24 protein-coding genes and 2 tRNA genes are annotated in these 22,868 nt (G+C 68.3%); 10 read left to right on the plus strand and 16 right to left on the minus strand.

The genetic code is table 11. From position 1 onward, the window contains the following. On the plus strand, nucleotides 1-527 hold a 527-nt coding region (locus VFF46_RS25435), incomplete at its 5' end, for a hypothetical protein (RefSeq protein WP_325039727.1). 1 nt (nucleotide 528) lies between these two features. On the opposite strand, the gene VFF46_RS25440 is transcribed toward VFF46_RS25435, so the two are convergent. Beyond that, nucleotides 529-1,455 carry an AEC family transporter gene (locus VFF46_RS25440; RefSeq protein WP_325039728.1) on the minus strand — a complete coding sequence of 309 codons (927 nt, stop codon included), beginning with the start codon at nucleotides 1,453-1,455 and terminating at the stop codon, nucleotides 529-531. A gap of 69 nt (nucleotides 1,456-1,524) precedes the next feature. After that, nucleotides 1,525-1,971, minus strand: a complete 447-nt coding sequence (locus VFF46_RS25445; protein WP_325039729.1) for a MarR family winged helix-turn-helix transcriptional regulator — start codon at nucleotides 1,969-1,971, stop codon at nucleotides 1,525-1,527. Between the two features lie 71 nt (nucleotides 1,972-2,042). On the opposite strand from VFF46_RS25445, the gene VFF46_RS25450 reads away from it, so the two are divergent. Next, nucleotides 2,043-2,453: a PPOX class F420-dependent oxidoreductase gene (locus VFF46_RS25450; RefSeq protein ID WP_325039730.1), complete on the plus strand. Its 411-nt coding sequence runs from the start codon at nucleotides 2,043-2,045 to the stop codon at nucleotides 2,451-2,453. Nucleotides 2,454-2,543: 90 nt separating this feature from the next. Continuing rightward, the gene (locus VFF46_RS25455) at nucleotides 2,544-3,074 is read left to right on the plus strand and encodes a YbhB/YbcL family Raf kinase inhibitor-like protein (protein WP_325039731.1); all 531 of its coding nucleotides are present in this window, start codon (nucleotides 2,544-2,546) and stop codon (nucleotides 3,072-3,074) included. Here VFF46_RS25455 and VFF46_RS25460 read toward each other — a convergent pair. After that, nucleotides 3,068-3,574, minus strand: coding sequence for a hypothetical protein (locus VFF46_RS25460; RefSeq protein ID WP_325039733.1), 507 nt, complete (start codon nucleotides 3,572-3,574; stop codon nucleotides 3,068-3,070). The two genes, VFF46_RS25455 and VFF46_RS25460, sit on opposite strands and share 7 nt — an antisense overlap. 63 nt (nucleotides 3,575-3,637) lie before the next feature. Then, a complete protein-coding gene (locus VFF46_RS25465; protein WP_325039734.1) occupies nucleotides 3,638-4,165 on the minus strand; it encodes a helix-turn-helix domain-containing protein in 528 nt (175 codons plus the stop codon). Nucleotides 4,166-4,242: 77 nt separating this feature from the next. On the opposite strand from VFF46_RS25465, the gene VFF46_RS25470 reads away from it, so the two are divergent. Next, nucleotides 4,243-5,292 carry an aldo/keto reductase gene (locus VFF46_RS25470; protein ID WP_325039735.1) on the plus strand — a complete coding sequence of 350 codons (1,050 nt, stop codon included), beginning with the start codon at nucleotides 4,243-4,245 and terminating at the stop codon, nucleotides 5,290-5,292. Nucleotides 5,293-5,339: 47 nt separating this feature from the next. Here VFF46_RS25470 and VFF46_RS25475 read toward each other — a convergent pair whose 3' ends face one another. From VFF46_RS25475 to VFF46_RS25490, 4 genes are all read right to left on the minus strand, one after another. After that, nucleotides 5,340-6,122 carry a hypothetical protein gene (locus VFF46_RS25475; RefSeq protein ID WP_325039736.1) on the minus strand — a complete coding sequence of 261 codons (783 nt, stop codon included), beginning with the start codon at nucleotides 6,120-6,122 and terminating at the stop codon, nucleotides 5,340-5,342. Between the two features lie 89 nt (nucleotides 6,123-6,211). After that, complete coding sequence (locus tag VFF46_RS25480) at nucleotides 6,212-7,174, minus strand: alkaline phosphatase D family protein (RefSeq protein ID WP_325039737.1); 963 nt, start codon at nucleotides 7,172-7,174, stop codon at nucleotides 6,212-6,214. 81 nt (nucleotides 7,175-7,255) lie between these two features. Beyond that, a complete protein-coding gene (locus VFF46_RS25485; protein ID WP_325039738.1) occupies nucleotides 7,256-7,627 on the minus strand; it encodes a DUF1304 family protein in 372 nt (123 codons plus the stop codon). Beyond that, entirely contained in the window at nucleotides 7,624-7,839 is a 216-nt protein-coding gene (locus VFF46_RS25490) for a hypothetical protein (protein WP_325039739.1), read from the minus strand. The genes VFF46_RS25485 and VFF46_RS25490 overlap by 4 nt, the downstream gene beginning before the upstream one ends. A gap of 122 nt (nucleotides 7,840-7,961) precedes the next feature. Between VFF46_RS25490 and VFF46_RS25495 the strand changes: the two genes are divergently transcribed. Continuing rightward, complete coding sequence (locus VFF46_RS25495; RefSeq protein WP_325039740.1) at nucleotides 7,962-8,978, plus strand: helix-turn-helix transcriptional regulator; 1,017 nt, start codon at nucleotides 7,962-7,964, stop codon at nucleotides 8,976-8,978. Here VFF46_RS25495 and VFF46_RS25500 read toward each other — a convergent pair. Next, nucleotides 8,965-9,864, minus strand: a complete 900-nt coding sequence (locus tag VFF46_RS25500) for an AraC family transcriptional regulator (protein ID WP_325039741.1) — start codon at nucleotides 9,862-9,864, stop codon at nucleotides 8,965-8,967. The genes VFF46_RS25495 and VFF46_RS25500 overlap by 14 nt on opposite strands. A gap of 123 nt (nucleotides 9,865-9,987) precedes the next feature. Here VFF46_RS25500 and VFF46_RS25505 point away from each other — a divergent pair, with 123 nt between their 5' ends. After that, nucleotides 9,988-10,839 carry an SDR family oxidoreductase gene (locus tag VFF46_RS25505; protein WP_325039742.1) on the plus strand — a complete coding sequence of 284 codons (852 nt, stop codon included), beginning with the start codon at nucleotides 9,988-9,990 and terminating at the stop codon, nucleotides 10,837-10,839. A 69-nt stretch (nucleotides 10,840-10,908) separates the two neighbouring features. On the opposite strand, the gene VFF46_RS25510 is transcribed toward VFF46_RS25505, so the two are convergent. The 6 genes from VFF46_RS25510 to VFF46_RS25535 all read right to left on the minus strand — a co-directional run bounded on the left by VFF46_RS25510 (nucleotide 10,909) and on the right by VFF46_RS25535 (nucleotide 17,249). Continuing rightward, complete coding sequence (locus VFF46_RS25510) at nucleotides 10,909-12,513, minus strand: alpha/beta hydrolase (protein ID WP_325039743.1); 1,605 nt, start codon at nucleotides 12,511-12,513, stop codon at nucleotides 10,909-10,911. A 107-nt stretch (nucleotides 12,514-12,620) separates the two neighbouring features. Next, nucleotides 12,621-13,919 carry an ATP-dependent Clp protease ATP-binding subunit ClpX gene (gene clpX, locus VFF46_RS25515; protein WP_325039744.1) on the minus strand — a complete coding sequence of 433 codons (1,299 nt, stop codon included), beginning with the start codon at nucleotides 13,917-13,919 and terminating at the stop codon, nucleotides 12,621-12,623. Between the two features lie 157 nt (nucleotides 13,920-14,076). Next, a complete protein-coding gene (locus VFF46_RS25520; protein WP_325039745.1) occupies nucleotides 14,077-14,688 on the minus strand; it encodes an ATP-dependent Clp protease proteolytic subunit in 612 nt (203 codons plus the stop codon). 30 nt (nucleotides 14,689-14,718) lie between these two features. After that, a complete protein-coding gene (locus tag VFF46_RS25525; RefSeq protein ID WP_325039746.1) occupies nucleotides 14,719-15,342 on the minus strand; it encodes an ATP-dependent Clp protease proteolytic subunit in 624 nt (207 codons plus the stop codon). A gap of 361 nt (nucleotides 15,343-15,703) precedes the next feature. Further along, on the minus strand, nucleotides 15,704-17,098 hold the full coding sequence (gene tig / locus VFF46_RS25530; protein WP_325039747.1) for a trigger factor: 1,395 nt from the start codon (nucleotides 17,096-17,098) through the stop codon (nucleotides 15,704-15,706). A 78-nt stretch (nucleotides 17,099-17,176) separates the two neighbouring features. Then, nucleotides 17,177-17,249 (minus strand) — tRNA-Pro (locus VFF46_RS25535). Nucleotides 17,250-17,356: 107 nt separating this feature from the next. On the opposite strand from VFF46_RS25535, the gene VFF46_RS25540 reads away from it, so the two are divergent. Next, nucleotides 17,357-17,427: transfer RNA gene (locus VFF46_RS25540), tRNA-Gly, on the plus strand. 177 nt (nucleotides 17,428-17,604) lie between these two features. Here VFF46_RS25540 and VFF46_RS25545 read toward each other — a convergent pair. After that, complete coding sequence (locus VFF46_RS25545; protein ID WP_325039748.1) at nucleotides 17,605-19,443, minus strand: hypothetical protein; 1,839 nt, start codon at nucleotides 19,441-19,443, stop codon at nucleotides 17,605-17,607. A gap of 160 nt (nucleotides 19,444-19,603) precedes the next feature. Here VFF46_RS25545 and VFF46_RS25550 point away from each other — a divergent pair, with 160 nt between their 5' ends. From VFF46_RS25550 to VFF46_RS25560, 3 genes are all read left to right on the plus strand, one after another. Further along, entirely contained in the window at nucleotides 19,604-20,665 is a 1,062-nt protein-coding gene (locus VFF46_RS25550) for a MoxR family ATPase (protein WP_325039749.1), read from the plus strand. Beyond that, nucleotides 20,658-22,415, plus strand: a complete 1,758-nt coding sequence (locus VFF46_RS25555; protein WP_325039750.1) for a DUF2201 family putative metallopeptidase — start codon at nucleotides 20,658-20,660, stop codon at nucleotides 22,413-22,415. Before VFF46_RS25550 ends, VFF46_RS25555 begins: the two co-directional genes overlap by 8 nt. A gap of 64 nt (nucleotides 22,416-22,479) precedes the next feature. Then, on the plus strand, nucleotides 22,480-22,868 hold a 389-nt coding region (locus VFF46_RS25560), incomplete at its 3' end, for an MFS transporter (RefSeq protein WP_325039751.1).

Here is a 22,868-nt window from a genome sequence, read left to right on the forward strand (position 1 = left end):
GGCGGGTTCGGTTGAGTGGGGCTTGGCTGACGGTCGGTGGTGCGGTGGTTCTGCTCGTCGTACTGGCGCTGCTCGGGTACGTGTGGGGTCTCGGGCCGTTGAACCGGTTGAACACCAACCGCGGGATCAACCCGCCCGCGAAGCTCGCCGGGCTGGACCGGATCACCGACAAGGACATCCGCAACCAGCTGCAGCTCGACCAGACCCGCCAGGCGCTCAGCCGCATCAACAACGGCAAGCAGGCGACCGTCGAGGCGTACGGGACGATCGACGGCAGCCGGATGTACGTGATCATCGCGCTCCGCGGCAAGGTCGACATCGCCAAGACCGTCGCCGACTCCGGCGCCACCCCGGACAAGGTCAAGAAGATCGGCAGCAGCACCTGCGTCGAGGCCAGCGGCAACCTCCCCACCCAGTGCTACCGAGGCTCCAACACCCTCACCGTCATCGCCCAGTCCGCCAACGAAGGCGTCCCCGTGGACCAGGTCGCCCCAGTAGCCGAAGAAGCCTTCAAATCCATGCGCTGAGTCAGGTGAGGAGGCCGGCTATGAGGATCATGACAGGGATGGAGAGGAGGGTGCTGAGGAGTACTGCGCTGCGGGCCAGGGTGCGGCTGGCTCGGTAGTGGACGGCGTAGACGTAGACGTTCTGGGCGGTGGGTAGGGCCGCGAGGAGCGTGGGGGCAAGTAGGGCGGGGCCGTGGAGGTCCAGGAGCCAGCGGGCGATGGTGTAGGCGATCAGGGGCTGGGCGAAGGTTTTCAGGGAGACCGCGAGGATGACATCGCGGCGGAGGGTGATCGAGGCCTTGGTGCCGGCGCTGAGGCTCAGGCCGTAGGCGATCAGGGCGACCGGTACGGCGGCCGCGGCCAGCAGGTCGATCGGGCGCATCAGCGGGTCCGGGAGGCGCACGCCGAGCAGGGAGACGAGCAGCCCCAGCAGCGACGCGACCGTGAGGGGGTTGCGGAACGGGCGGGTGAGGACCGTCTTCAGGTCCACCCGCCGGCCACTGCCCAGGCGGTCGCCGTCCAGGACGGCGAACGCGATCGGGGCCATCACCAGCACCTGGAACAGCACGATCGGTGCCACCAGCGCGCCGTTGCCGAGGACGTACGCCGCGACCGGCACGCCGAGGTTGCCCGCGTTCACGTACGACGACGCGAGTACCCCGATCGTGGCCTGGGACCGCGTCCGCCGCCACAGGAACCCGGCGACGAGCAGGAACGTCGCCTGCACCACGAACAGGCTGACCAGGTTGGTGACCAGTACCGCGGAGAAGATCGACCGCAGGTCCGCGCGGGCGACGGTGGTGAACAGCAGCGCGGGCGTAGCCACGAAGAACGCCAGCCGGGAGAGCACCAGCTCGTCCTGTGAACGCAGTACGCCGAAGAGGCCCACGACGTACCCGAGCACGGCCACGGCGACCAGCGCCGCGAAGGCGCCGATGACGGCCGACATCTCAGGCACTCAGGGGGTTGGGCACGACCTCGATGGTACGGGTAAACGCTGTCCGCGGAACCGCGTCGCTCAGTCGCTGGACGGTGAGGTGCGGCACCTCATGATGATGCCCTCGACGGTACTGCGGAACTGCTCGCGGTCGCCGGACGGGATCGCATCGGTCAGCCGCCCGAGCGCCTCACCCATGTCGGTGTGGAACGCGGACGCCGCCTGCCGCCCCGCCTCGGTCAGCGTCACCCGGACCGCCCGCCGGTCGCCGGGCACGGCGGAACGGACGGCGAGCCCGCGCTTCTCGATGCGGTCCATCAGCCCGGTGAGCGCGGCCTTCTCGACGCCGAACAGCTGCGCCAACTCCGCCATCCCCCGCGGTCCACCGATCAGTACACACAGCAGCTTGGCCTGCACCGGCGTCAGCTCGTGGCGCTCGGAGACAGTCGTGTAGATCCCCTGCACGAGCGTCATCAGCTGGATCAGGCCGGTCCCGGCGTCCAGTTGCTCGGCCCACGTCTCGCTCACAGGGCTACAGTACATGGCGCGTATGGTTAATTGAGCGTACAGTACGTGGCATTAACCAGCTTGGAGGACCGATGTCATTCAGCGACGAGGAACTCGCGTACCTGCGCTCGCAGCGGATCGCCCGGATCGCGACGGTGAGCTCCGACGGGCAGCCGGACGCCGTGCCGGTCGGGTTCGAGTACGACGGCACACACCTGTTCATCGGCGGCCTCGACCCGGCGAAGACGCGGAAGTACCGCAACGTGCAGGCCGGCAACACCAAGGTCGCGGTGATCCTCGACGACGTGGCGTCGACGGATCCGTGGGTGCCGCGGTACCTGCGCATCTACGGCACCGCCGAGACCGTCGAGCGGACCGGGCAGTTCGGCGCCGGCAAGTACCTGCGGATCACGCCGACGATCTCCTGGAGCTTCAACCTCGAGGGCAAGCCCTTCGGCCGCGGCGACCAGGTCGCCACCAACCGCACGGTGCACACGTCATGACCTTCGGCACCCGCGCCGGCACCCCGCGGCATCCGGCTGACCGCGGTGATCGGTGCCCGGAGCAACCAGGTGCGGTAGTACGTTGAGGTGATGAGGGTGCTGTGGGTGGTGGTGCTGCTCGGTGCCGCGGGATGCAGCAGTGGCGGGCCGCAGGAGCCCGCCACCACAGCGCCGTCGAGTATCGCCGTGTCCAGTCCGGCGTTCCACGACGGCGGCTCGATCCCCACGAAGTACACCTGCGACGGCGACGGAACCTCACCGCCGCTCGCCTGGAGCGGTACGCCGGGCGACGCCAAGGCGCTGGCGATCGTCGTCGACGACCCGGACGCGCCGCACGGCACCTTCACGCACTGGGTCCTGCTGGACGTCGCCCCGCAGACCACATCGCTCCCGGCAGGCGCCGTGCCGCCCGGCGCCAAGCAGGCCGGCAACTCGACAGGAAAGCCGTCGTACTACGGCCCGTGCCCGCCCAGCGGCACGCACCACTACCGCTTCACCGTCTACGCGTTGTCCAAGGCAACCAACCTCCCGGCCGGCACCAAGCTCGCCGAGGCGCTGAAGGCGATCGACAGCACCACGATCGCCCGCGGGCGGCTGACGGCGGTCTACAAACGTCAGTAGCCGTTACCACCACCACCGGAGGACGACGGAGCCGGCGACGACGCCGCCGCTGAGGTGGTCGCGGCATGCCAGTTGAACGTGGTACCGGAGAACGAGTCGGAGAAGTTGTTGCCCTTCGCGTCCCCGGCGTTGGTGTCGAGCTTGAACGTGTACAGCGGTTTGCCCTGATAGGTCAGTTGCTCGGCGCCCGTGTCGGAGCGCTTCATCGTGCCGAGCCCGCTGACCGAGGCACCGGTCGTGCTACCGGTCGCCGGCATCCAGAAGCTCAGGCAGCCTGCCGTGCACTTGATCGTGCGGCCGGTCTCCTGCTGGGCGAAGTACAGCGTCTTGCCGGACGCGTCGACCAGTGCCTTGCCGACGCCACTGACATCCTTGACGGAAACGGCCGCGGCAGCACCCCCACCGGAAGCCGGCGGGGAGCTGCTGTTGCCGCCACCGCACGCGGTCAGCGTGCCCAGTGCGGCAACCGTGGCTCCTAGCAACAAGATTGTGGTTTTCATCGGGATCTCCTCTCGCCCTCGGATACGGACGATCCCGGAGACCGGTTCAGATCGAACGCCGGCTCACGTCGCGGCGCGGAGACCGTCGAGGATCAGTCCGAGCATCCGGGGCGACCGGTCCTCGGCGGCACGCCAGAGCGCGGCCGTCAGCTGCAGCAGGTCGCCGGGATCCGCGTCCGCGCGGATACTGCCGTCCTGCTTGCCGGCGTCGAGCAGCTCGGTGATCGCGGCGACGACCGGTCCGTACGTCTGGGCGGTGATCGCCTGGTGCGCGCCGGGACTGAGCGCATCGCCCAGCCCGTGTTTGCGGCGCATTGCCTCGACGAGGCCGGTCATCCACTGCCGGAGCGCCTCCAGCGGCGGGAGGCCGGCCAGCAGCCCGGGCACCGTGCCGATGATCCGTTCGACTTCGTCCTGGTAGATGGCGAGGACGAGTACCTCGCGGGTCGGGAAATTGCGGTACAGCGTGCCGGCGCCGACCCCCGCGCGCTGCGCGACCTGATTCATCGACGTGGCGCCGTCCTCGGTGAAGGCTTCGCGGGCCGCCGCGAGGATGCGTTCCCGGTTCTCACGGGCGTCCGAACGAACCACAGAAATCCCCTGTTGTTAAGTGGAGAGCTCTCCACTACTCTATCTGGAGAACTCTCCACATAGTTTAGAGGAGCATCATGCGCTACATCAAGCTCGGCACGACCGGCCTGGACGTCTCGCCGATCGCGATCGGTGCGATGACCTACGGCGAACCGGACCGCGGCCATCCCGTCTGGTCCAAGGGCGAAGCCGAGGCGCGACCGTTGATCCAGCACGCGCTGGAGGCGGGCATCAACTTCTTCGACACCGCGAACATGTACTCGAACGGATCCAGCGAGGAGATCCTCGGGCGCGCGCTGAAGGACTTCGCCGACCGCGACGACCTGGTGATCGCGACCAAGCTCCGGCACCCGATGCGCACCGGCCCGAACGGCCGCGGTCTGTCCCGGAAGGCGATCATGACCGAGGTCGACCACTCCCTGCGGCGTCTCGGGACGGACTACATCGACCTCTATCAGATTCACCGCAACGACCACGCGACTCCGTGGGAAGAGACTCTCGAGGCGCTCAGCGATCTCGTGAAGGCCGGCAAGGTGCGGTACCTCGGTGCGTCCTCGATGCACGCCTGGGAATTCGCGAAAGCGCTGCATCTGCAGCAGCAGCACGGCTGGGCGCGGTTCGTGTCGATGCAGGACCACTACAACCTGCTCGCTCGCGAGGAGGAGCGGGAGATGATCCCGCTGTGCCTGGACGAAGGCGTCGGCACGATCGTCTGGTCACCGCTGGCTCGCGGCCGGCTGGCCCGCGGTTGGGGCGACGCCAGGTCGACGGCGCGCTCCGAGACCGACGGCGCCTACGCGGACCTGCTCTATTCACCGGAGCTCGAGACGTCCAACCGCGCGATCATCGACGCGGTGGGACAGGTCGCACAGGACCACGGCGTCAGTCGCGCGCAGATCGCCCTCGCCTGGCTCCGCCGTCAGCCGGTCGTCACCGCACCGCTGGTCGGCGCCGGCTCGATCCACCAGATCGACGAGGCCCTGGCGTCGTTGGACGTCGAGCTCAGCGACGACGAAGTACAGGCCCTCGAGGCGCCGTACACACCGCGCTACGACTGGCAGGGCATCTCCGACGAGGCCGAACTGGAGGCCATCCGCCGACGCGTCCCTGGAATGGCGTTGTCATGAACGAAGCGCGCTGCCCGGCTCGCGACCGGGCAGCGCACGCGACCGGTTCACCAACTGTTGTTGGAGATTCCTGTTCCCAGGATGACCTGGTCGTAGGTGTTGCCGTCGTTGTCGTCGGTGTAGGCGACGGCGACCTCGGCGTACGGCGATACCGCGACTGCCATCTGCTCCTGCCGGCCGGTGGTGACCGAGCTGAACTTCTGCGCGGAGAGCCGGCCGGTGTCGGTGCCGTCGGTACCGAAGCCGCGGACCCAGACGTCCGGGTTGTGGTGCTGGCCGGTTGTGGCAGAGGCCGATACCTCCCAGGCGCGCGTGCTGGGGCCAGTGAAGCCAGCAGCTTTCACGGTGGCCTGCGCGCCGGTCTGGATGTCCTCCCACACCACGGTGAACGCGACCGCGCCACCAATGGGTGCGCCGTCCGGGTCCACAGCGACACGTGGGTTGATCTGCTGACCAGTGGCGCTGCTGTTGGCGTTGCCGGATGCTGTGACGGTGCCTGCGGTGTTCACGACGCGGTACGGGATGTTGTAGTACCCGTTGCCGTCAGGGTCGTCCTGCCAGACCACGACGGCGTTGCCGTTGTCATCCAGGCCGACGTCCGGGTGCAGGTGCCGCCAGTTCGTCACACCGGTGTCACCACCCGCGGACAGCTTCTTCTCGTACACAGCTGTGCCGTTGTGGAACAGGCGAAGGTAGATCTCGCTGTGGACGTTGTCCGTCGCGTTGTCGGTGTCACGATCGTCCTCCCAGACCACAGCGACGTACCCGTTCCTGTTGGTGGCCACGGACGCGTTGTCCTGATCACCAGTAGCGATGCTGTTCGCAGTCACCCAGGTCGGCGTAGCAACGTGTGCTGAGGCAGTGGTTGCAGTCAAGGTGAGCGCAGTGGCGGCAAGAGCAGTAAGAGCGAGTAGCTTCCTCATTTCACACCGCCTGCAGGCCAGGGTGGCCCTCTTGGACCACGAACGACTTCACAGTCGCGGCAGTCAGGCACCGTGGTCGACCCGTCGCCGTCGCCGCTCGACGTGACCGAACTGGTGACCAGCTCCGTACCGATCGTCGCGGAGTTCGCGTTGTTGTAGTCGGCCTTCAGGTCGCTCGCCCACGCGCGGTGCACGTCTCCTGTGAGTACGACGGGGTTGCGCACGGACCGGTCCACCCAGCCTTGCTGAATGCGCGCCCGCGACGCCCGGTACCCGTCCCACGAGTCCATGCTCGCTCCGGTCGAGTTGAACCGGCGTGCGAAGAACACCTGCTGCCCGATGATGTCCCACGTACCCAACTGCTGCCCCAGACCGTCCAACAACCAGCTCTCCTGCGCGTTGCCGGGCAGGCTGCGCGAGGCAAGGTCAGCGTCCGAGCAGACCTTCCACCCGTCACCACACGCCTGGTCCTTGCGGTACTGGCGCGTGTCGAGCATGTGGAACGTCGCCAGGCTCCCCCAGCGCAGCCGCCGGTACAGCTGGATGCTGTTCCCGCTGTTCACCTGAGCAGGCCGCAACGGCATGTTCTCGTAGTACGCCTGGTACGCCGCGGAGCGTCGCGCGGCCCACTGCGCCGCCGTCAGCGCGGGCGTGTTGTTCTCGCGGATCGTCCCCGCGTAGTTGTTCTCCACCTCATGGTCGTCCGGTACGACGATCCAGGGCGCGGCGGCGTGTGCCGCCTGGAGGTCCGGGTCGGTCTTGTACTGCGCGTACCGGCGGCGGTAGTCCGCGAGCGACACGGTCTCGCTGCCGAGGTGCAGCCGGGTCCGGCCGGCCGTCGCGCCGTACTCGTAGACGTAGTCGCCGAGGTGCAGGATGACGCCCGGGTTCTCCTCGGCCATCCGGCGGTAGACGGTGAAGTAGCCCTCCTCGTAGTGCGAGCACGAGGTGAACGCCATCAGCAGGTCGCGACCGGCGGCGAGTCCTCTGAGAACAAGGGTTCTGCGACTGATCGAGATTGCGGAGGATTGGTAACTTTCCTACAGAACGAGGATGAGCAATATCAGAGCAGGAACGCCTTCGAGCAGCGTGTTCGTCCAGAGCCGGCGCTCCGTCGCGAGCAGCACCAGCGCCAGGAACACGTGCTGCCCGGCCGTGAACGCGACCAGTGCCTCCCCCTGTGGCACATGCCCCGACCGCACGAGCACGACACCGAGCGCCAGCGCGACGCCGGTGGTGAGGTTGTAGAAGCCGAGGTTCACGATCCACAGCCTGACCGCGTCGAAGTCCCGTCGTTCGAGGAGGAACAGCGGATAGAGCCGCGGGTTGCGGTAGAAGAAGGACTCCATCAGCCAGACCGAGGCCAGCATGACCGCGATCGCGATCGCGAGAATCTGCGCGGCGGTACTCATGCGAGCTCCACCTCGTGGCGTACGGAAACCGTCCCCAACGCCACGTCGTCCGTCGGATCGGCCTCGGCGAGATCCGCGAAGAACGCGCTCATCCGCCCGGTCTGGCTGATCGTCAGGAACTTCGCCGACGGCGCGAGCACCGAAAAGGTGTTCAGCGTCCCGGCGGGAATGCTGATCGAGGCCCCGTGTCTGAGCTGCACCGACTCGCTCATACCGCCGACGGTAGGAGGCCGTCGGGCAGGCACCCATCCCGCGCGAAAGGGCTCGTGACGACGGCCGGAATCCCCACATTTGCGGGATGGGCGGCGGGGGTACGGCGGCGCATACTGGGCGCATGTGGGAGGGCCGGGCGCGGGCCGCGCGCCGGGACATCGCGGCGTTGGGGACGGCGGGGCTGGGCGTCGCCGGGTTGCACGCGGCCGCGATCGAGGTGGTCGAACGCGTCGTCGGCAGCGAGCTGACCTGCTGGGCCGGCATCGACCCGGCGACGCTGGTGATCAGCTCGATGACCAGTGGCGCGGACCGCATCCCGGACGAGTACGAGCCGCGGCTGGCGGAGACGGAGTACGCCGGCACCGTGCCGAACTCGTTCGCCGAAATGGCCCGTACGTCGCACCCGGTCGCGCGGCTGTCCGACCTGCCGCACCGCGAGGTGGTCGGTCACCGGCGGCTGAACGAGGTGTGGCGGCCACTCGGGATCGAGCACGAGGTGCGGACCACGTTCGTCGTCGACGGGGACTGCTGGGGCGCCGCCGGGTTCGTGCGGAGCGGTCCGGATTTCAGCGATCGGGAGCTGGAGTTCCTCTCCGCGGTGGCGCCGGCGATCGGGGCGGCGACGCGGGTCGCGGTCCGGACGGATGCCCACGGGTACCGCGGTGGCGCCGGTCCGTCGATCGTCGTCACGGACCCGACCGGTACGCCGCGGGCGATCACCGCCGCGGCGCGGAGCTGGCAGGACGAGCTCGGGCCGCGGTTCGGCGTACTGCTCAAGGCCGTCGTCACCGGGACCCGGGCCGCCGTCTCCGGCACGTTCGAGGCGCGGCTGCAAACGCCGTCGGGCGGGTGGATCCTGATGCAGGGCAGCCGGTTGATCGGCGAGGACGAGGAAGTCGTGGTGACGATCGAGCCCGCGTCCGGGCGGCACCTGCTCGGCATGCTGCTCGCGGCGTACGGACTGACCGCGCGCGAGCGGGAGATCTGCCTGGAGGTCATCGCCGGCCGCACCACGACCGCGATCGCCGGCCGGCTGGCGATCTCGCCGTACACGATCCAGGACCACCTGAAGTCGGCGTTCGCCAAGGTCGGCGTCCGCAGCCGCGGCGAGCTGGTCGCGACCCTCAGGCCGGAGTGAGCTGCTTGCGGTAGGTCCCCGGCGGTACGCCGAAGTCGCGCTTGAAGGCCTTCGCGAACGCGAACTCCGACGTGTACCCGATCTCCTTCGCCACCGTGGCGAGCGGGCGGTCGTGGTCCCGCAACAGCCGCGCCGCCGTGGTCATCCGCCAGCGGGACAGGTACGTGAGCGGCGGCTCCCCCACGGCCTCGGTGAAGCGGCGGGCGAACGCGGCCCGCGACAACCCGACGTCCGACGCCAGCTCGGCGACTGTCCACGCGGCGCCGGGCTGCTCATGGATCAGCTCCAGCGCCTGGACCACGGACGGGTCCGTCAGCGCCCGCGCCCAGCCGCCGTCGGCCGGGCAGTTGTGGTCCTCCAGCCAGGCGCGCAGGATCAGCACCAGCAGCGCATCAACCAGCGCCGGTACGACGGCCGCCGCGCCGGGTCGTTGCGCGTCGAGCTCCTCGCCGAGGATGCTGATTGCCGTATGCAACGACCTGTGCCGCCCGGGATCCGCCGGTACGACGACCACGTCCGGCAGCCGGGTCAGCACCGGGTGCGGGCGCTCGCGGTCCAGCCGGTACGTCCCGCAGAGCAGCAACGTCCGCGCGCCCTGGCCCTGCGGCGGCTCCTCGACGGCCGGGTCGAACGGGACGACCTCCGAGTCCGGGTGATCGACGAGCGCGTGGTCGAGGCCGCGCGGCAGCAGCACGGCGTCCCCCGGACCGAGCGGGATCGGGTCGCCGTCGGGCGGCAGCAGCCACGCCGTCCCTTGCAGCACGAGGTGGAAGGTGGCACCGGGCGAGTCCACGAACCCCAGCCCCCAAGGCCCCCGGACGACACTCCGCCCGGACGTGGCAGGACCGGTCCGCATCGCGGAGACGACATCGGCGAGTACATCCATGACTGCATCATACGCGCTCCGATCAAGACGATCGGATATAAATCAGCGCTTGATGGACATAGATCCGCTCACCACCTGCTCCTACTGTCGGTGACAGAACCCCACAGACACAAGGAGCCAGGAATGAGCATCGTCGTCACCGCAGCAACCGGGCAGCTGGGCACCCTCGTCATCGACGAACTGCTGCAGCGAGTGCCCGCCGACCAGGTCGTCGCGGTCGCGCGGGACGCCGCCAAGGCCGCCCCGATCGCCGATCGCGGCGTCGAGGTGCGGATCGCCGACTACAACGACGCGGACGCGCTGGCCGAGGCGTTCGGTACCGGCGACACGGTCCTGCTGATCTCGGGCCTGGAGCCGAACCGCCGCGACCAGCACCGTGCGGTGATCGCGGCCGCCGGCGAGGCAGGGGTCGCGCGGATCGCCTACACGAGCGTGCTCGGCGGCCCGGAGGCTGACTACGACCTGGCGGCGGATCACATCGCCACCGAGCAGGCGGTCCTCGACTCGGGCCTGCCGTACACCTTCCTCCGCAACGGCTGGTACAACGAGGTCTACACCGACCAGATCGCCGGACAGCTGGCGAACGGCGTCGTCGGCAGCGCGGGCGACGGCCGGATCGCGTCGGCGTCGCGCCGGGACTTCGCCGCGGCGGCCGCCGTCGTACTGACCGGTGAAGGCCACGAGAAGAAGGCGTACGAGCTGAACGGCGACGCCGACTGGACGCACGCGGAGTACGCTGCTGAGCTGGCCAGGCAGTCCGGGAAAGATGTTGCCTACCACAACCTTCCGTCCGCGGACTACCTCCAGGTGCTGGTCGGATCCGGGATGCCGGAGCCGATGGCGCAGATGTTCGTCGGCGTCGCGCAGGCGACCGAGCGCGGCCGGCTGGCCGGCCGCGGCGGGGACCTCTCCGCCCTGATCGGCCGCCCGACCACGTCGATCGCCGACTCGATCGCCGCCGCGCTGGTGCACTGACGACAGGAGGTATCCAAGATCTCGCCCGCCTGGCGAGCGCGCTCAGGCGGGCGAGGCCGGTCGACGAGACTATTGCGGCAGCAGCCTCGGTGCTTTCTTCCCGGTAGGCACCGGGTCGAACGGCTTGCGGTCCTGCTGGCACGTCGTGTTGTCGGCGGGTGCCTTGAGGGTGGTGAGGTAGTCGGTCGTGAGCTTGTCGGCACACGCGCTCTTACCGATCGTGGTGTGCCCCCAGCCCTCGACCGTCACCATCCGCGCGTCCGGGTACAGGTCGGCGTACGGCCTGGTCGCCTCGTACGGCGTCGCCGGGTCGTGACGGGTGCCGAAGACCAGCACGGGCTGCTTCACCTTGTTCTTCCACGGGCCGAGGAACGCGTCGTGGTCACGGATGCCCATGAACTCGCACTGGATGCCCTGCCACAGGCGGTACTCCCCGAAGTGCGGCGCCTTCTTGTCCGCCGCGGCGGCGTACGCCGGGTACGCCAGCGGACGGCCGGACTGCTTGGCCTCCACGCAGGGCTGCAGCACGGTGCCGATCGACGTGTAGTCGTCCTTGCGACGGCTCCACTCGACGACCGCCTGCGGAGCCTGGACTGCCGCCAGCGCCCGGTTGGTACTGGAGAGCTGCGCGAGCTGCACCCACAGCTGCGCCAAGTCCGGGTACCCGTTCGGGTCGTACAGGCTGGTGAAGGTGACCGCGACCGCGACCGCGTACGTCATCTTCAGCGTGGAGCCATCGGGCCCGGTCAGGTCGACCGGATGCGTCTTCAGCCGCTCCAGCGTGCCCTCGACGACGGTCTTCGGGTCGCCGAGCTTGTTGAGGACGCAGTTCGCGCCCGCCTTCTTGCACTCGGCAAGGAACTGCTCGTACGTGTCGTACCCGCCCTCGCCCTGCCTCATCCGGACACCGATCGGGGACCTGTCACCGTCGGACCCGGAGTACCACGCGGGGAGCAGGGTGCCGTCGAGCACCAGCGCGCGCACCTTGTTCGGGAACAGCTTGGCGTACGTCGCACCGAGGTATGTGCCGTACGAGTACCCGACGTACGACAGCTTGTCGTCGCCAACGGCCTGCCGGAGCAGGTCCATGTCCCGCGCGACGTTCGCCGTCGAAAAGTGCGCGAGCCGGTCCGGCGACGTGGCCTGGCAGGCGGCCGCGAGCTTCGCGGCGTCCACGATGGCCTGGCGCTGCTCCTTCGCCCCCACCGGGAACGGCGCGAAGTTCGCCAGCGCCTTGTCCTCGTCGGCCCTGGTCAGGTAGCAGGTGGTCGGATCGGACTGCCCGACACCGCGCGGGTCGAAGCCGAGGATATCGAACCTCGCGCGTACCTCGGGCGTGTAGATCCGCTGCGCGTCCTGGTGCACGAACAGGACACCGGGGCCGCCGGGACCGCCCGGGTTCGTGAACAGCGTGCCGATCTTGTGCGCCGGATCCGTGGCCGGCAACCGGGTCAGCGCGATCTTGGTGGTCGGACCGTACGGGTTGTCGTAGTCGGTCGGCACCCGCACCGACGCGCATTGGAACGGCTTGAGCTTCGGATCGGTCCCGCAGCTGCCCCAGGTGATCTTGGGTGCGACGGGCTTCGCCTGGGCGAGGGCCGAGGTCATCGGCGTCAGCAGGACCAGGGCCGCACCGGCGACAGACAGTCTTCGAAGGATTCTTCTGGGCGTCATGTCACCGACCGTAGGCGGGTGACCGCTCCGGTCGCGTCCACCACGAGAAGGAGGCCGGGAACCCGCCGTACGGCGGACCCGGCCTCCTTCTGCGGAGTGACTGGTGCTTACGCGCTCTTCTCGCGGCGGTCGCGCTTGGTGCGCTCGATCTGGTCGCGCGGGATCAGCGTCGGGTTGACGTTCTCCAGCACGACCTCGCCGGTGACGACCACCTTCGCGACGTCCTCGCGGCTCGGCACCTCGTACATCACGTTCAGCAGGACCTCTTCCATGATCGCCCGCAGACCGCGCGCGCCGGTGCCGCGGAGCAGCGCCTGGTCGGCGATCGCCTCGACCGCGTCGTCGCTGAACTCCAGCTCGACGTTGTCGATCTCGAAGAGCCGCCGGTACTGCTTGACCAGCGCGTTCTTCGGCTCGGAGAGGATCTTGATCAGCGCGTCGCGGTCCAGCGGGGACACCGTGGTGATCACCGGGAGCCGGCCGATGAACTCCGGGATCAGCCCGAACTTCAGCAGGTCCTCCGGCATCACGTCGGCGTACCCGCCGAGCTCCTTCGGCTTCTCCGGCTCGCGGCTGGCGTTGAAGCCGAGCGTCTTCTTGCCGACCCGCTGCTCGACCATGTGGTCCAGGCCCGCGAACGCGCCACCGACGATGAACAGCACGTTGGTGGTGTCGATCTGGATGAACTCCTGGTGCGGGTGCTTGCGGCCGCCCTGCGGCGGGACGCTCGCGGTGGTGCCTTCCAGGATCTTCAGCAGCGCCTGCTGGACGCCCTCACCGGAGACATCCCGGGTGATCGACGGGTTCTCGCTCTTGCGGGCGATCTTGTCGACCTCGTCGATGTAGATGATCCCGGTCTCGGCCTTCTTGACGTCGTAGTCGGCCGCCTGGATCAGCTTCAGCAGGATGTTCTCGACGTCCTCGCCGACGTAGCCGGCCTCGGTCAGCGCGGTGGCGTCCGCGATCGCGAACGGGACGTTCAGCATCCGGGCCAGGGTCTGCGCCAGGTACGTCTTGCCGCAGCCCGTCGGGCCGATCAGCAGGATGTTCGACTTGGCCAGCTCGACGGCCTCGTCCTTCGCGTGCCGGCCGGCGCTGGAAGCACCTTGGCCGTCGCGGACCCGCTTGTAGTGGTTGTAGACCGCCACCGCGAGTGCCTTCTTGGCCACGTCCTGACCGACGACGTACGCATTGAGGAAGTCGTAGATCTCCCGCGGCTTCGGCAGCTCGGTGAGTCCGACCTCGGAGCCCTCGTTCAGCTCCTCCTCGATGATCTCGTTGCAGAGATCGATGCATTCGTCGCAGATGTAGACGCCGGGACCGGCGATGAGCTTCTTGACCTGCTTCTGGCTCTTTCCGCAGAACGAGCACTTGAGCAGATCGCCGCCGTCACCAATGCGTGCCACCGGTGCAGATCCCTTCTATGCGCAGTCGGACCGAATTCGACGGTACCCCGTACGGGGCCGAAAAACCGCGCTCGCCACCGGGTTGTGACTACGCCGGTGGCGAACGCGTCAGGCTCTTGACAGCCGGTGGGACCGGCCGGGCCAGTTTCGAACCCGTTCAGACGCCGGCCGGGACCGGGGCCTTGAGGCTCTGCAGGACGTCGTCGATCAGGCCGTACTCGATCGCCTGCTCGGCGGTCAGGAACTTGTCCCGCTCGATGTCCCGGGAGACCTCTTCGTGGGACTTGCCGCTGGCGTCGGCGATCATCTTCTCCAGCAGCGAACGGAGCCGGAGGATCTCGTTCGCCTGGATCTCGATGTCGCTCGACTGACCGTAGGTGCCTTCGGTGGCCGGCTGGTGGATGATGATCCGGCTGTTCGGCAGCGCCAGCCGCTTGCCCGGCGTACCGGCCGCGAGCAGCACCGCCGCCGCGGAGGCCGCCTGGCCAAGGCAGACCGTCTGGACGTCCGGCTTGATGTAGCGGACCGTGTCGTAGATCGCGGTCAGCGCGGTGAACGAGCCGCCCGGGGAGTTGATGTAGATGCTGATGTCGCGGTCGGAGTCCATCGACTGCAGGCAGAGCAGCTGCGCCATTACGGCGTTCGCGATCTCGTCGGTGATCGGCGTACCGAGGAAGATGATGCGGTCCTCGAACAGCTTGGTGTAGGGGTCGATCCGGCGCATGCCGTACGACGTGCGCTCCTCCCACTGCGGGATGAAGTAGTTCATTGGTACGTCCTTAGGTGACGGAGTGGGAGATCAGGAGTTCGGGCTGCCCTGGCTGAGCTGAGCGGCGCTGCTGACCACGTGGTCGATGAAGCCGTACTCCTTGGCCTGCTCGGCGGTGAACCACCGGTCGCGGTCGGCGTCGTTCTCGACCTGCTCGAGCGGCTGGCCGGTGTGCTCGGAGATCAGCCGGAACAGCAGCGCCTTGAGGTGCAGCGACTGCTCCGCCTGGATCTTGATGTCGGAGGCCGTACCACCCATGCCGCCGGAGGGCTGGTGCATCATGATCCGCGCGTGCGGCAGCGAGAACCGCTTGTTCTTCGCGCCGGCGCAGAGCAGGAACTGACCCATCGAGGCGGCCAGGCCCATCCCGACCGTGGCCACGTCGTTGGAGATCCACTGCATGGTGTCGTAGATCGCCATGCCGGAGTCCACCGAGCCACCCGGCGAGTTGATGTACAGCCAGATGTCCGCGTTCGGGTCCTGCGCGTTCAGCAGCAGCATCTGGGCGATGATCGCGTTCGAGTTGTCGTCGCGAACCTCGGACCCCAGGAAGATGATCCGGTTCTTCCGCAGCTCGCGGTAGATGTCGTTGTCGTCTCCGCCGGACCCGTTGCCGCCCGCTGCGGTGGGGCCGGCTGCAAATGTCTCGTTCACGAACCCGACATTACTGGTCCGGGGCGACAGACCTAAGGCTGGGCCGGAGGTGTTCGCTCACGGCGCATCGCTCGTCTGCTGTCAGCTAAACCCGGTGCCGTCACCAGCCGCAGAGGACGACGGAGCCGGACTCCTCGACGATTGTCTCGTCAGGTACTTCGCGGAGCTCCGGGCGGTCGGCGTCCCGCCGTACCTCAGGCTCCTCCAGCAGCGCGGCCACACCCGCCTCCTCCGCTCGGAAATCGTTTCACCGAGCACGTTAGGCGAGGAAGTTAACAGCCGGATCGCGAACGTACGACGGCATGCGAACGGCCCGGGAACCGCCGTATGGGGTTCCCGGGCCGTGTCGGTGAGCTACGGCTCAGGCCTTGGCAGGCTCCGGCTCGTCGGCGGGCGCCTCGGCCGCGGCCTCGGCGGCCTCCGGGTCGGCGTACGTGCCGTCCGGCTGCAGCGTCTTCAGCTCGACCGTGTTGCCGGAGGCGTCGGTGACCTTGGCGTTCTCCACCAGGTACGCCAGGGCCTTGCCGCGGACGACCTCGGACACCAGGCTCGGGACCAGGTTGTTCTCCACCGCGTGCTGGGCGAACTGGTCCGGGCTGACACCGGAACGCTGCGCGTGCCGGACGATGTGCTCGGTCAGCTCCTGGTCGTTGACGCTCAGCTCCTGCTGCTCGGCCACCAGGTCCAGCACGAACTGCGCCTTGATCGCGTCCTCGGAGCGCTTCTTCAGGTCCTCGTCGAACTCGTCCTGGGTCTGCTCCTCACCCTCGAGGAACTGCTCCATGGTCATCCCGGAGTACCCGAGCTGCTGCTCCAGGTTCTCCTTGCGGGCGGCCAGCTCGTCGGTCAGCAGGCCCTCGGGGACCGGCACGTCGACCAGCGTCAGGATCTTCTCCAGGACCGCGTCCCGGGCCTCGCCGGCCTGCTCGAGGCGCTTGCCGCGCTCCAGCCGGGTCTGTACGTCGGCCTTCAGCTCGTCGGCGGTGTCGAACTCCGACGCGGTCTGCGCGAACTCGTCGTCGAACTCCGGGAGCTCCTGCTCCTTCACCGCGGTCACCGTCACCTCGACGTCGACGTCCTCGCCCTTCAGCGAGCCGCCCACGAGCTGGGTGACGAACGTGTTCTTCTCGCCCGCGCTGAGGCCGATGACCGCCTCGTCCAGGCCGTCCAGCAGCTGGCCGGAGCCGACCTGGTACGACAGGCCGGTGGCCTGAGCCTCCTCGACCTTCTCGCCATCCTTGCTGGCGGACAGGTCGATCGTGATGAAGTCCTTGTCCGCGGTGGCCCGGTCGACCGGGTTCAGCGAGCCGAAGCGCTGGCGCAGCGACTCGATCTGCTCGGTGACCTCGTCGTCGGAGATCGCGATGTCCTCGACCTCGGCCTCCAGACCCTCCAGGTCCGGCAGCGTGATCTCCGGGCGCACCTCGACCTCGGCGGAGAACTGCAGGCTCTCCTTGTCGTTGAACTCGGTGACGTCGACCTCGGGACGGCCGATGGCCTTCACCTGGTTGTCACTCACCGCCTGCGAGTACAGCTTCGGAAGCGCGTCGTTGATCGCCTCCTCGAGCACCGGCCCGCGGCCGACCCGCTGGTCGATCACCTGCGGCGGGATCTTGCCCTTGCGGAAGCCCGGCACCACGATCTGCTGGCCGATGCTCTTGTACGCCGCGTCGAGGCTCGGCTTGAGCTCCTCGAACGGCACCTCGACGATGAGCTTGACCTTGGTCGGGCTCAAGGACTCGACGGTGCTCTTCACGGTGGCGGTTCTCCTTGATTCGGTGACATGTTGCGACGCCGGACAGCCGACGCCACAGCCGGTACTGCACGGGGTTTGTCGGGGCGACAGGACTCGAACCTGCGGTCTCCTGCTCCCAAAGCAGGCGCGCTAGCCACTACGCTACGCCCCGCAGTGACCGCACGAGTCTAGCTGCCCCGAACCAGTGCTCGCGCCACCGGGGCCCCACAAATACCGTTTTGAGTCCAACGGCCCCCATGTGGAATCATGTCCGGGCACGCGGGTGTAGCTCAATGGTAGAGCCCTAGTCTTCCAAACTAGCTACGCGAGTTCGATTCTCGTCACCCGCTCGGGCGAGCGGCGAGGTCTGCCTGCGGAAAGCGCAGGCCGGCCTCGCCCTCTTGCTTTCTGCGCCGTCGCTCCGCTCGGCGCGAGCGGGGGCTCCGCCACCCGCACCCCCTGCGCCTTCGCTTCGCTCGGCGGCTCTGGGCGGGTTTTGTGGTCGGGTGCGGGTGCGGGTGCTGGGGTTAGGGGGCTCTGAGGAGGGCTACTGCGTCTATGGAGGCGGGGGCTGTGGTGGTGGAGATGATTTTCAGGGGGCCCGTTCGGAAGGGTGTGGTGGGGAGGTAGGTGACTACGCGGGCCGTGGTGGTGGCGGCGAGGTTGACGGTGCCTATCTTGATGTTGGCGTGGTAGATGTCGACCTTGCCTTGGTTGGGGCCTCGGAGGGCTACCAGGGCTATGCGTTGGCCGGCCTCGGTGGCCTTGGTGAGGTAGGCGCCGTTGGCGCGGAGGATTGTTGTGGTGCCTTGGAAGGCCAGGGTGCTCGTGGTGCGGGTTACGGTGCCGGCGGAGGTCAGGGCTCGGTCGTCTTCGGGGGCGGCGGAGCAGATGGGGGCGGACCAGGCCGAGAGGTTGCCCAGGTAGTCGCGGGCTCGGACCATGAAGCACTCGTCCCAGCCGAGTCTTGGGGTCCAGGTGATCGCTGTGATGCGGGTGTTCTGCCAGTTGGCCGGGTAGAGCCACTTGCCGAGTGCGGCGCCTGTCGCGGCGGTCTTGTAGACGACGTCGTACGACGCGACGCTGGTGTCGTCCTTGTAGGCCCAGCGCACCGTGGCTGTTCCGCTCAGTTGCACGCGGTCGCCGATCCGCCACGTGACGAGTGAAGGCGCCGTGCCGTCCACTTCGCTGCAGTACGACGCACTCCAGGCGCTCACGTTGCCCGCGTAGTCGCGCGCTCGCACCTGCCAGCACGTGTCCGTGCCGATGGGAGCGGTGAGACTCACGGCCGTCGTCTTGAGGCCCTGCCAGCCCGGCACCTCGTTCCAGGCGCCGTACGGCGACGTGCGGTTCGGGCGCTGCTGGATCCGTACGTCGTAGCTCAGCACGCCGCTGGCGGGCGAGTTCGGGTCCTGCGGGTCGTCGTACGCCCAGTCGAACGACAGGCTGGTGTTGTCACGCACCCTGTCGCCCGCCGAAGCGTGTGTCAGTACCGGCGGAACCGTGTCCGGGTGCTGCTGCGGGTCCGCGGCCAGCCAACTCAACGTCGCCACCCGCACACCATTCGACGCGTCGGCGTACACCAGCTTGGCCAGCCCGGACCCATCCGCCCGGAAGCTAGGGCCGGTACTACGGATCGGCCCGTAACTGCGCTGCCCTAACGCCGGGTCGTTGAGGTCTGTCACCAACAGGTTCGACCCTGATGTCTGTACGGCGAACCCGTTGCCCAGCTGGGAGTCGGCGGCAACAGTGAAGTTCCGCGGGGGCTGCGGGCCGTTCACGTCGACGACCTGATTGCAGCCGCTGAGCACGGCCCAGCGCCCGTTGACAGCGCCAGGTCCCACACTGCACGCACTGGCGACAAGGACGGTCTTAACGGCACCAGTGGTCAGGTTCTTACCGTCCAGATGCCCTGGCTCGGTCACCTTCCACACGGTGTCGCCGGACAGCGCAAACGGCGGCGCCATATCGGCCAGCTTGGTCTTACTGGCGACGGAGTACACCTCAGCCGTCGCAGCGCTCGCAGCACGATGCGCGACGAGCAGACCGCCCTTCCCGAGCACCACCTCGTCCGCCGCAGGGAACGTGAGCCCGCCGACCTTCGCCGTACTCCCGTCGAACGTCAGCAGCGCCGCACCTTCCACCTGCAACGCCTTACCGGTGCTGGTACCACCCGAAGCGGTCCAGGCGGTCCCGTTGTTGCTGGTCTCGTACACCGTGTGCGTCGCAGGATCCGACACCACCACACGCGCACCGGACAGCCCTACGTCAGCCGCCGCATGCCCCGGAACCAGCACACCGGCCTCGACAGGATCGGCAGCACTCGCCTGCACCGCAGTCAACGGCAGCAGCACGACAGAACACACGGCAACAGCCCTGGCACGAAACACGAGACCCCCCAGCACTCCTAAGCCATCGCACCCTAACCAGTAACCGCCGGTAACGGAAGCAACCCGCTAAAACCAGGTGACACCCCGTGACCTCCAGAGGATCCTGGAACGTTGGCCACCGACTTGAAGGGAAGGCATGCAGGCAGGAATCACGGTATCGGCAGCCGAGCTGCCAGAGGTGCTGCTGCACGTCGCAGTAGTACGCCCGGTGTTCCTCTGGGGAGCACCCGGCATCGGCAAGAGCAGTCTGGTACGGGCGTTCGCCGAATCGCTCGGGCTGGAGTGCGTGACGCTCCTGGGGACCCAGCTCGCTCCGGAGGACCTGATCGGCGTACCGCAGATCGTCGACGGACGCAGCCGGTTCGCGCCGCCGGTGGCGATCGCCCGCGACGAGCCGTACTGCCTGTTCCTGGACGAGCTGAACGCCTCCTCCGCCGAGGTGCAGAAGGCGTTCTACTCGCTGATCCTGGATCGCCGGATCGGTGAGTACGAGCTGCCGGAGGGGTCCGTCGTGATCGGCGCCGGCAACCGCGCCACCGACAACGCCCTGGCCCGCCCGATGGCGAGCGCGCTGGTCAACCGGCTGGTCCACGTCCACCTGCGCGCCTCCGCGACCGACTGGCTGCAGTGGGCCGGTACGGCGGGCATCCACCAGTGGGTGCTCGAGTACCTGCGCAACCGCCCCGACCACCTGTGGACCGCGCCACCGAAGACCGAGGAGCCGTTCTCCACGCCGCGCAGCTGGCACATGCTGTCGGACGCCCTGCACTCGTACGGCGAGGACGTGTCCGACGAGACGCTCCGGGTGCTTGCCTTCGGCACCTTGTCCGCGGCGCACGCGTCAACGTTCCGCGCGTACGTGAAGACGGTCCGGCACGCGTTCGGGCTGGACGCCGTACTCAAGGGCGAGGCCGGCTGGCCGTCGGCTCCCGAGGACCGTGACCTGCTGTACTTCCTGGCCGAGACGTTCCGCGCGCGGCTGATCAAGGAACTGTCCGCCGACAAGGCGTCCGCGAGCCCTGCGGCCCGGCAGCTCGCCCACCGCGGCAAGGCGTTGCTGGTGGAGCTGGCAGAGATCTCGCTGGAGGTGGCGCAGCTGGTGATCGCGGCCGACGACGACGGCCGCCCGGTGCTGCCGACGTGGTTCCTGGTCGAGGTCAGCCGCGACCTGCCGCGCCTGGTAGCAGCCCGTGCCTAAGCGGAAGAAGCAGGACCCGGCGCTGGAGGCGATCCAGGCCGGCTGGACCACGGTCACGACGCACCCGCTGTTCGCGCCGATGATCGACCGGATGTACGCCCCACAGCGCGACGACAGCTGCCCGGACGACGGCTGGGCGGTCATCGACTCGAACGGGCAGATCCACACGCACCGGACCCGCAGGGCGACGCCAGAGGAATGGACGTGGGTCTTCGCGCACCTGCTGATCCATCTAGGGCTCGGTCACACCACACCGGACCAGGCTGCCGCCGCCGCATACGACGTAGCGGTCAACCGGTACCTGCACTCGCTGAAACTCGGCACACCGGTCGTGGAGCTCCCCTCGACGTTCCCCAGCATGGAAGAGGACCGCCTGGCCCGCCTTTGGCGGCGTACAGGAGTTCCTCCTGAGTACGACGGCCAGGGCGTCGCCGGTCACGCAGCCGACGTCACCACGGCCCACAGGTACGGCTGGGGCAAGCCACCGAAGTGGGGCGAGCTGTTCGCAGCAGGGCTCTCCGCAGCCGCCGCAGCAGCCGTTGACGTCGCAGGTGGCGCCCGTTCGTCGCTGAGCCGAAAAGGCCGCGACAAGTGGGACCTGGCGCTCGGCTGGTTCGTCTCGTCGTACCCGTTGCTGGGTGCGATCGCGTCGAGCATGACGGTGGTCGCGGAGCCGGAACTCGCGCGCGGCTGGGACATCCACGTCGCCGCGGTGAACGCGAGTGCCGGCGAGATCTACGTGAACCCGCTGACCGACCTCACGCAGAACGAGTGGCGGTTCGTGATGGCGCACGAGATGCTGCACGCCGCGCTCCGGCACGGCGAGCGGGTCGGCGGCCGCGACCCGTACCTGTGGAACGTCGCCGCGGACCTGGTGATCAACGGCTGGCTGCTGGAGATGGGCGTCGGCACCATGCCCGACGGAGCCCTGCACGACCCGGTGCTGAAGGGTATGTCCGCGGAAGAGGTCTACGACCGCATCACCACCGACCTGCGCCGCTACCGGAAGCTGGCGACGCTCCGCGGAGTCGGCCTGGGCGACGTACTCGGCCACCCGCTGCCGCACGCAGGAGAAGCAGCCAGAGCAGCCGGGCTGGACGACATCTACCGGCGTGCACTGAACACAGGACTCGCCTACCACGATCCCGGGCGCGGCACCCTCCCCGCAGGCCTCGTGGAGGAGATCCGCGCGCTCGAGCACCCGCCGCTCGCCTGGGACGCCCAGCTGGCCCGCTGGTTCGAGGAGCACGTCCCCGCCGTCGAGAAGCGCCGTACGTACGCCCGTGCCTCCCGGCGCCAGTCCGGTACGCCGGACATCCCGCGCCCCGGCTGGATCCGACCGCTCGAACTGGAACGCCTCCCGACGTACGGCGTGGTGCTCGACACGTCCGGCTCCATGAACCGCGAACTGCTCGGCAAGGCGCTCGGAGCGATCGCCTCGTACTCACGGGCTCGCGACGTACCGGCTGCGCGGGTCGTGTACTGCGATGCCGCGGCCTACGACGCCGGCTACGTACCCGTGGACGACATCGCCGGCCGTATGAAGGTGCACGGGCGCGGCGGGACCGTCCTGCAGCCGGGTGTGGACCTCCTGGAGCGTGCAGACGACTTCCCGGCGCAAGGCCCGATCCTGCTGATCACGGACGGCCAGTGCGACGTGGTCCGGGTACGGCGGGAGCACGCGTGGCTGATTCCCAGTGGCGCATCGCTGCCGTTCACCCCGAGAGGCCCTGTGTTTCGCGTGCAGTGAACACGCTCTGCTGGAGGCGAACAGGCGTAGTCGGGTGGTTCTGCTGCGTGACAGGTTCACCGGCATGGCATGGGTCGTCAGAGGTGAGTTTCGGAAGCTATGGATCGGCCAACTGGTGTCGGCGTCGGGCAGTGCGGTCACCACGGTCGCCCTGCCCCTGGTAGCTGTCGTGACTCTGCACGCCTCGGCGGTGGAGATGGGTGCGTTGTCGGCGTTGTCGATCGCACCGCACTTGGTGTTCGGGCTCCTGGCCGGTGTCTGGATCGACAGGTGGTCCCTGCGCCGCGTGCTGATCTGGACAGACCTCGGTCGGCTCGTGCTGCTCGGCTCCGTGCCCGCAGCGGCGGCCCTGGACTGGCTGCGGATCGAGCAGCTGTACGTCGTCGCAGTACTGACCGGAGTACTGACTCTGCTGTTCGACACCGCCTCGCAGACGATCATCCCGTCGCTCGT

The organism is Kribbella sp., from assembly GCF_035655035.1.
In the GTDB taxonomy this organism is placed as follows: domain Bacteria; phylum Actinomycetota; class Actinomycetes; order Propionibacteriales; family Kribbellaceae; genus Kribbella.

Bases quoted from the DNA above. Each gene is read 5' to 3' on its own strand.
- VFF46_RS25440 (WP_325039728.1), bottom strand. From the start codon at position 1,455: ATGTCGGCCGTCATCGGCGCCTTCGCGGCGCTGGTCGCCGTGGCCGTG.
- VFF46_RS25450 (WP_325039730.1), top strand. From the start codon at position 2,043: ATGTCATTCAGCGACGAGGAACTCGCGTACCTGCGCTCGCAGCGGATC.
- VFF46_RS25455 (WP_325039731.1), top strand. From the start codon at position 2,544: ATGAGGGTGCTGTGGGTGGTGGTGCTGCTCGGTGCCGCGGGATGCAGC.
- VFF46_RS25460 (WP_325039733.1), bottom strand. From the start codon at position 3,574: ATGAAAACCACAATCTTGTTGCTAGGAGCCACGGTTGCCGCACTGGGC.
- VFF46_RS25470 (WP_325039735.1), top strand. From the start codon at position 4,243: ATGCGCTACATCAAGCTCGGCACGACCGGCCTGGACGTCTCGCCGATC.
- VFF46_RS25480 (WP_325039737.1), bottom strand. From the start codon at position 7,174: ATGGCGTTCACCTCGTGCTCGCACTACGAGGAGGGCTACTTCACCGTC.
- VFF46_RS25485 (WP_325039738.1), bottom strand. From the start codon at position 7,627: ATGAGTACCGCCGCGCAGATTCTCGCGATCGCGATCGCGGTCATGCTG.
- VFF46_RS25490 (WP_325039739.1), bottom strand. From the start codon at position 7,839: ATGAGCGAGTCGGTGCAGCTCAGACACGGGGCCTCGATCAGCATTCCC.
- VFF46_RS25495 (WP_325039740.1), top strand. From the start codon at position 7,962: ATGTGGGAGGGCCGGGCGCGGGCCGCGCGCCGGGACATCGCGGCGTTG.
- VFF46_RS25500 (WP_325039741.1), bottom strand. From the start codon at position 9,864: ATGGATGTACTCGCCGATGTCGTCTCCGCGATGCGGACCGGTCCTGCC.
- VFF46_RS25505 (WP_325039742.1), top strand. From the start codon at position 9,988: ATGAGCATCGTCGTCACCGCAGCAACCGGGCAGCTGGGCACCCTCGTC.
- VFF46_RS25510 (WP_325039743.1), bottom strand. From the start codon at position 12,513: ATGACGCCCAGAAGAATCCTTCGAAGACTGTCTGTCGCCGGTGCGGCC.
- VFF46_RS25520 (WP_325039745.1), bottom strand. From the start codon at position 14,688: ATGAACTACTTCATCCCGCAGTGGGAGGAGCGCACGTCGTACGGCATG.
- VFF46_RS25550 (WP_325039749.1), top strand. From the start codon at position 19,604: ATGCAGGCAGGAATCACGGTATCGGCAGCCGAGCTGCCAGAGGTGCTG.